Origin of the sequence: Bacillus benzoevorans (genome assembly GCF_014207535.1) — a bacterium.
Taxonomy (GTDB): domain Bacteria; phylum Bacillota; class Bacilli; order Bacillales; family Cytobacillaceae; genus Bacillus_BD; species Bacillus_BD benzoevorans.
In genome coordinates this window covers 47840-55280 of sequence record NZ_JACHGK010000024.1, presented here as the reverse complement: position 1 = coordinate 55280, position 7441 = coordinate 47840, and the positions used below count along the sequence as shown (strand labels likewise).

At 45.3% G+C, this 7441-nt stretch carries 5 protein-coding genes, 1 tRNA gene and 1 rRNA gene; 6 read left to right on the top strand and 1 reads right to left on the bottom strand.

All coding sequences use genetic code 11. The features are described 5' to 3' along the window. The 4 genes from rrf to corA all read left to right on the top strand — a co-directional run. Window positions 1-92: ribosomal RNA gene (gene rrf / locus HNR53_RS20870) — 5S ribosomal RNA — on the top strand; the annotation flags it as partial. A gap of 63 nt (window positions 93-155) precedes the next feature. Then, window positions 156-227: transfer RNA gene (locus HNR53_RS20865), tRNA-Glu, on the top strand. 389 nt (window positions 228-616) lie between these two features. Continuing rightward, window positions 617-3124 (top strand): EAL domain-containing protein, encoded by a 2508-nt coding sequence (locus HNR53_RS20860; protein ID WP_184529723.1) that lies wholly within the window; start codon window positions 617-619, stop codon window positions 3122-3124. 465 nt (window positions 3125-3589) lie between these two features. After that, a complete protein-coding gene (gene corA / locus HNR53_RS20855) occupies window positions 3590-4543 on the top strand; it encodes a magnesium/cobalt transporter CorA (RefSeq protein ID WP_184529721.1) in 954 nt (317 codons plus the stop codon). 123 nt (window positions 4544-4666) lie between these two features. Here the strand turns inward: corA and HNR53_RS20850 are convergent, their stop codons facing one another. Next, on the bottom strand, window positions 4667-5062 hold the full coding sequence (locus HNR53_RS20850) for a hypothetical protein (RefSeq protein WP_184529719.1): 396 nt from the start codon (window positions 5060-5062) through the stop codon (window positions 4667-4669). 405 nt (window positions 5063-5467) lie between these two features. Here HNR53_RS20850 and HNR53_RS20845 point away from each other — a divergent pair, with 405 nt between their 5' ends. Next, on the top strand, window positions 5468-6130 hold the full coding sequence (locus HNR53_RS20845; RefSeq protein WP_184529717.1) for a hypothetical protein: 663 nt from the start codon (window positions 5468-5470) through the stop codon (window positions 6128-6130). 12 nt (window positions 6131-6142) lie between these two features. After that, a complete protein-coding gene (locus HNR53_RS20840) occupies window positions 6143-7345 on the top strand; it encodes an efflux RND transporter periplasmic adaptor subunit (RefSeq protein WP_184529716.1) in 1203 nt (400 codons plus the stop codon). Window positions 7346-7441: the final 96 nt, after the last annotated feature.

The following is a 7441-nucleotide window of genomic DNA, read 5'->3' as shown; positions in this document are numbered from 1 at the left end:
ACACCCGTTCCCATCCCGAACACGGAAGTTAAGCTCTTTAGCGCCGATGGTAGTTGGGGCTTTGCCCCTGTGAGAGTAGGACGTTGCCAGGCTAAGCCCCTTATAGGATCTATTAGGGGCTTTTTTATGTTTAGCTTACAAGAAATATTTCATTTGGCCCGTTGGTCAAGCGGTTAAGACACCGCCCTTTCACGGCGGTAACATGGGTTCGATTCCCATACGGGTCACTTCTATTTCGTGCACTATCTATAAGCCTATGCCGCCAAGTGGACGGTAGACCAAGATACAGGTGTTTATAGTATGGAACAAGTGCTGAAGTTAATTAAATCTGAACCTTTTCATGAAGAGGAAAGGGAAAGTAACCTCGTTTGAAAAAAAGGCAGACCATTAAAAAGGATGGTCTATTTTTATCCCTAAACATCCGAATCCATCTCAGTTATCGTTTCCTACAATAAGATACAACCCCATTTTTACTCGTTCACGAAATTTTCACCAAGTAAGACCGAGAAAAATATTGCTGATTCCTATGTCATTATTACCGCATCTATAGTACTATTTAAAGGAAAGGTACAATGGAAGCGCTTAGTAAAACAAGGCAATTAAGGGGAGAGTTTTTTTGAAAATATCCTTACGCATGAAACTAATTATCGTGTCGTTAATATTTCTTGCCGTACCGAGTCTCTTAATTGGAATCATCGGCTACCAATCTGCCGTGAGCAGTTTGAATACTCTCGGAGCTGAAGGTCTGAAAACCAATGTACGCATGACCTTTGAAATGATTGAAGCGATGGACCATCAAGTTAAGGCAGGAAGGATTTCATTGGCAGACGCACAAGAGGAAGTAAAAGAGGCCATTTTGGGAAAAAAAGATGCGAACGGGCAGCGTCCCATCAATCCGCGCCTGAACTTAGGAAAACATGGCTTTTTATTTATTATCAATTCCGCGGGGGTGGAACTCGCACATCCGAACTTTGAGGGGCAGGATGTGTGGAATATAAGGACGACTGATGGCGTTTATTCGACACAAGAAGTCGTAAAGGCGGCAAACAATGGTGGAGGGTTTGCCACCTATGAATGGCCATTGGCCGAAAACCCGGATGTCAATGTGGCGAAAATTACCTATGCGGAAAAAGATCCATATTGGAATTGGATTGTCTGTGCCGGAGCCTATTTACCCGACTTTAATGCCGGAGCGCATCATGTCCTTTACATCTTATTAATTACCCTTGGAATCTCGCTGCTGGCGGGTCTGATGGTCATTCTTATTTTTTCAAAAAAAATGACGAAACCGATTCTGCAAGTAGCAGAGCATGCCAAGTCGATGGCACTTGGCGACTATACACAAGAACCGATAGCCATAACGAGAAAAGATGAAATTGGCGAATTGGTGCTCAATTTCAATATCATGAAAGAAAATCAAAAAAAGGCCGAGGAACTATTACGGCAAAACGAAGCGTTTCTTCAGTCGGTTACCACCCATATGGGAGAAGGGCTGATCGTCATCAATACAGATGGCATGCTGACCATGATGAATCGGGAAGCGGAACAAATGCTTGGCTGGCTAAAAGAAGAGTGTGCCGGGCAAAATTTCCATGATATCATTCATCGCAAAGAAAATGGAAACTCATTCTTGTATGAAGAATGCCTGAGTGCAAAATCCAGTGCCAATGGGGAAGTGCATCGAAGCGCAGAAGAGTGGTTCATGCGCAAAAACGGTTCCTTATTTCCAGTTTCTTATGTGACAAGCCCCTTATATGAAGAGGGATCTGTGACCGGATCGATCATTGTATTCCGCGATATTTCAAAACAGAAAGAGGACCAAGAAAGAATTGAGTACATGGCATTCCACGATGATTTAACAAAACTGCCGAATCTTCGTTTCACAAAGGAAAAACTAACACAGGAAATGGAAAGCCAAAAGCCATTTGCCCTGTTGGTGCTCGATATCGATCGGTTTAAACATATTAATGAAGCCCTTGGACACTCTATTGGTGATTTAATTCTGGAATCAGTTGCGAACAGACTGAAAGAACTGTTCCCATCCGATGTATTTGTCGGACGGCTGACAGGGGATGAATTTGCCATCATTTACCCTTGTCTGGATCGAGAAGACGAGTGGGTATCGGTGTGCAAACAGATACAAAATAAAGTGAACGAACCTTTGCAAGTGAGACATCTTCTTCTAAACGTGTCGGGAACGATTGGCAGTGCTTTGTATCCTCACCATGGAAATGAGGGGGACGAGCTTTTAAAACATGCAAATATTGCGCTCATAGAGGCACAACAGCAACAGGTTTCTTTTCAAATATATAAGCCATCCATGGGCGGTCATGCCTTCGACCGGCTCGTTTTGGAAAACCATTTGCATCATGCCTTGCAAAGAAATGAACTTCGGTTAGTTTATCAGCCCCAGGTCGATATTGTAACCGGACAAATTCAAGGGGTGGAGGCCTTGATCCGCTGGCACCATCCAAACTATGGTCCCATTTCTCCAGCCCAATTTATTCCGATTGCGGAAAACACAGGGCTGATCGTTCCGATCGGTGAATGGGTGCTTCAGACCGCATGCCGACAACTAAAAGAGTGGCACGAGCATGGAATTTCATCTCTTTGCATGGCTGTGAACCTGTCATCGCGCCAATTTTATTCGCAAGACTTAATCGAAACGATAAAAGGGACTCTGCATGAGACGGGATTACCTCCTGAAGCTTTGGAACTGGAAATTACAGAAAGCATGATGATGAATATCGAACACGCAACAAAAACGTTGCACGACCTGAAAGATTTAGGCTGCAAAATTGCCATCGATGATTTTGGAACGGGCTATTCCTCCCTTAATTATTTAAAGCACCTTCCGATTGATCGTCTGAAAATCGACCAATCCTTTATCAGAGATCTCTCAGGGGATGAGCAGGATGATGCGATCATCTCGACCATCATTTCGATGGCGCAGCATTTGCAGCTTGATATCATTGCGGAAGGGGTAGAAACGCCTGAGCAACAAAAGATTTTACGGAAGAAACAATGTACCCACGTGCAGGGATATCTCTACAGCCCTCCCCTAGCACCGGAAGACTTCCAGCAACAATGGGAACAACTACTGCAAAAAGCGAAAACAATATAGGGAAACAAGGGGACGGCTCTCCTGTTTCCCTAATTTTTACCATTCCGTTGATTTTGTCCTTCACTCCCGATGAAGGACATTTTTCTGCCCTTTGCCACCTTCAATTAGACAGCTTTTCCGAGTACCAACAGCAACCTGTCCCTATACCGCCCTTTATAAGACAGTCTTTCTGAGTACTAGCAGCAACCTGTCCTTATGTCGCCCTCAATAAGACAGCTATTCCGAGTTCCAGCCACAACCTGTCCAAAAGCCCCCATCTATAAGACAACTTTTCTAAGCTCCCGTTTTAACCTGTCCAAAATCCGCCTTTTTTTAGAAACAGAGGAGTAATTCCCTTGTTTGTCACCAAAATTTCCGCAACCTACACAAGCAAACAAATCAAAATAAAATCAGGGAAATGAAACAAACTACTCTAAGAAGAGAAGACAAATCCAGCACGACCCATCAGCTAGGAAGGTGTACGCATTGATCAACATCATCGCCATCAAGCACGACAACCAAATCGAATCCAACATCAGCATATACCAGGCTGATTTCTCGCAATATAAATGGTGGTGGGCCGATTTTTACAACCCGACGGATGAGGAAATCGACCATCTGGCGGCCACCTTTCACTTCCATCCACTAGCCATCGAAGACTGTATCCACATTCCGCAGCGCCCGAAATTGGATTATTACGAGGATTACACGTTTTACGTCACACATATGGTCCGTGAAGAGGACTTTGAAATCATCAAAGGCGAACTGTCTTTTTTTATTGGAAAAAATTTCATTGTCACCTTCCATCAAATGGCGGCACCGGAAGTGACCCAGGTCTGGAATTCCCTATTAGCGGAAAAAAGGTGCGGGAATTGCGACTCGCTCGAAGTGTTTCACAGACTCCTTGACCTGATTGTCGATAATTACTTCCCAATCATTTATAAAATCGAAGATATATTAGGCAAAATTGAGGATAATCCGGATAAGAAATCGATGAACGATTTGTTATTCGAGCTGTTTGAAATCCGCTCCATGCTGTTAAAGCTGCGCCACACCATCGACCCGATGCGCGACCTGCTCTACCGGATGTTAAATTCCAGCCGTCTCACCGGCTTCGCCGATCGAAAAGCTTATTTCTCAGACATTTATGACCATCTCTTAAAACTTTCCGACATGGTCGCGGCCAACAGGGAGGTTACCGCCGACATCCGCGACAGCTATCTATCACTGAATTCACACCTGACCAATAATGTCATGAAAGTCTTAACGATCATGACATCCATTTTCGCCCCGCTTACCTTTATCGCAGGGGTGTATGGCATGAACTTTGAATACATGCCCGAACTAAACTGGAAATACGGCTATTTCCTTGCCCTAGGCTACATGGGCACAGTCGGTCTCACCATGTACCTCTGGTTCAAACGAAAAGGCTGGTTTTGAGCGGGACATGGGGCCTGCATGTCCCATGTTCCCCTTTCAAACGGGACAACGGACCCGTTTCCGCGTCCCTTCCAGGAAGACCCCCATATTAAATTTTAGCTAGAAAATCAGTGGTGAGAGCATTCAGAAGGGGCTGCCTTCTTTTTTTATTTTGGTAAAAAATAGGGAAATGCGAGAACCGTCCCCTTGTTTCAACAAAAAGTGGGACACAGGGGCTGCCCCCTTGTCCCACCCTAGAATATTAAAACCACCTGCAGCCGCGGCAACGGCGGTCATCACGACGGTAGTCCCGTTGGCTGCCCCATTGGTTACCACGTTGGCTGCTGCTGTGACTACGGCTTCTGCTTCTGCTCCGGCTGCTGCTGTGACTACGACTTCTGCTTCTGCTTCTGCTCCAGTCGCTGCTGTGACTACGGCTTCTGCTTCTGCTCCGGTTGCTGCTGTGACTACGGCTCCGGCTGCTGCTGCGGCGGGAAGAACGGCGGTGTAAACTAAAAGGCTCCTGATACATAAAATCACCTAAACCGGCATTCAAAGCATCATTGACTGCTCCTTGAATCTCCATTTGTGAATAATTCATGTTTTCACCTCATTTTTTAAATAATTGTAGTTACACCATATCGTATGAGGACAACCCCCTTGATGTATAAGACAAGCGTATAGATTAGAGAAATATTCCTTCCGCAATGAGGCTCTATTTCGGACCGCACAGCAAAATGAACACTTCGCAAGAGTGGGGCAAAGCAGCATCCATCCACATCTGAACATAGTCCGCCCCATATGGACAAATGTCCATTTTTGGTGCCAGGCACCGAACTTTCGGTGCCTGGCACCAAAAGCGCAAATATTGTGGTACCTTGGCTAAATTTGTATTAAAATAAACTAGTGTAGTTACCAACCCATTACTATTGGAGGATAAGCCTTATGATGTACCATGTGCGGCTCCTAAAGGGGCTGCGGCATCCATATATGAATGCAAACAGTTTAGTCAAAGCAGAACAAATTACCGGATTTTGGTGGAAAATGGTGCTCCTGGCGGTCCTAACCTTAATTCTATCCGCCGTCACGGCCTATTTCGGCATCGGCAACGAAATCCTGTCCAAACAAATCAACAACCTGACAAATACAGAATTTGAGGCGGCGAAAATCTTCTTTGCTCTCGGACAAATCCTCTGGGCCATGTTCGCTGCGCTATTCGTAATCACCGTCCCATCCATCCTTTTCTGGACCGTCTCCGACATCGAATGGAAGAAATACATCGTCGTGCAGCAATACGTGTTAGGCATTTTTTTATTGGAAAAATTAATCACAGCTATCTTGACGATTACAATGGGTCTTCCGGAAATTTCTAATCCATTTTCGCTCGGCGTCATTGGCCAGCTGTTCACCACGAACAACATCGTCCTGCAATTTTTAGCAGAAATCACGCTTTTCAAAATCTGGGCCATCGTCCTGCAGTACAAATACGTCAAGATTCTTTCGCACAAAACACCGCAGATGACGGCGCTCATCGTCATCGGCTTGAACGTGATCATTTTGATAGCAGCTGTATTTTTAAACATTATGCAGTTGGAAAAATTATTATAGGAGGCGGCATACGTGAAAAAGTGGATCCCGGGAATTATTGCAATCATTGTCGTATTATTTGTTGCCGCCAACCTCTATCTGATTTTTAAAGATAAATCCGCCGTGGCACGCTCTTTTTACATCAATAAATGGATTGCCGCGAAGGAAGAGAAACTCGTCGAAACGATGAAAAAAGACGGCGTTTCCGCGCCGTTGGAAGAACAGCTCGTTTATTACGACGACTCGAAGGGCAGCTTTGAAGGCTTTTCGGTAAAAAGAGGCGAGGAAGTCCAAATGGGTACAACCTTGTTTAAATATGAAACGGACACCTATCAGGAAACCATCGACATCCTCGAAGCCGAGAAGGACAGTCTGGAAAAACAAATCGACGGGCTGGAAGACAAGCTTGATGACCTGGAAGACCTGGAAAGCGATACATCGCTGAAGAATGTGAATAAAAAAGAGGGATATCTGTACGATACCGTCTCCATTGAGATGGATATTTTTCAAACAGAAGCGGAAATTAAGCGTTTAGAGGGCGAAGTGAAAAAGGTTGATAGCCAAATCGCAACGGCAGACGACAAGCTGCCACGCCTTGAGGAAAAGAGCGATATCACCGGCGTGGTGAAGGATATCAACAAAGACCTTTCCAACCCGGTACTCACCATCGCTTCAAAGGAAAACATGATCAAGGGAACGCTGACCGAGGGTGAACAGGCCAAGGTCGAACCGGGCATGGAAGCCGTTGTCACCGCGAACGGGAAAAAGTATAAAGGGTACGTTGACCAGGTCATGATTTCGCCTGAAAATGAGCCGAAAGTGGAGAAAAAGAGCTTCTATTCCTTCACTGTTGTGCTTGCTGAGGAGCCGGAAAAAATGGCCCACGGCACCCATGTGGACGTGAAAATCACAACAGAAGCAATCGAACACGCCCTCGCCGTACCGGCATCCAGCGTCGATAAAATAAGCAAAAAGAAGCAACAGCTCTCCGTCCTGGATAAAGGTAAAATCAAACAGCAAAAAGTCACCACCGGACTAAAAGTGGGCGGCAAACAGCAAATCGAAACAGGCATCAAAGAAGGCACGATCATCGCCCGCAAGCCATTAAGCTGGGAAAAGGGAACACCAACCTTCTATACCCCGCTCAAGGTGAGCCAATGGGAAAAAGACATGTACAAAAACATGCGCAAACTAGAAATGGCCAAACTCGCCGGCAAAGGATTCCTCTCTATGTGATTTTTGGGGAAAACAATGGTACGGTTTGGTGCCTGGCACCCTGCTTAGTACCAAGCCGTTATCTATAGAACATAAGAAATCCCCCGTTTTCCTGCG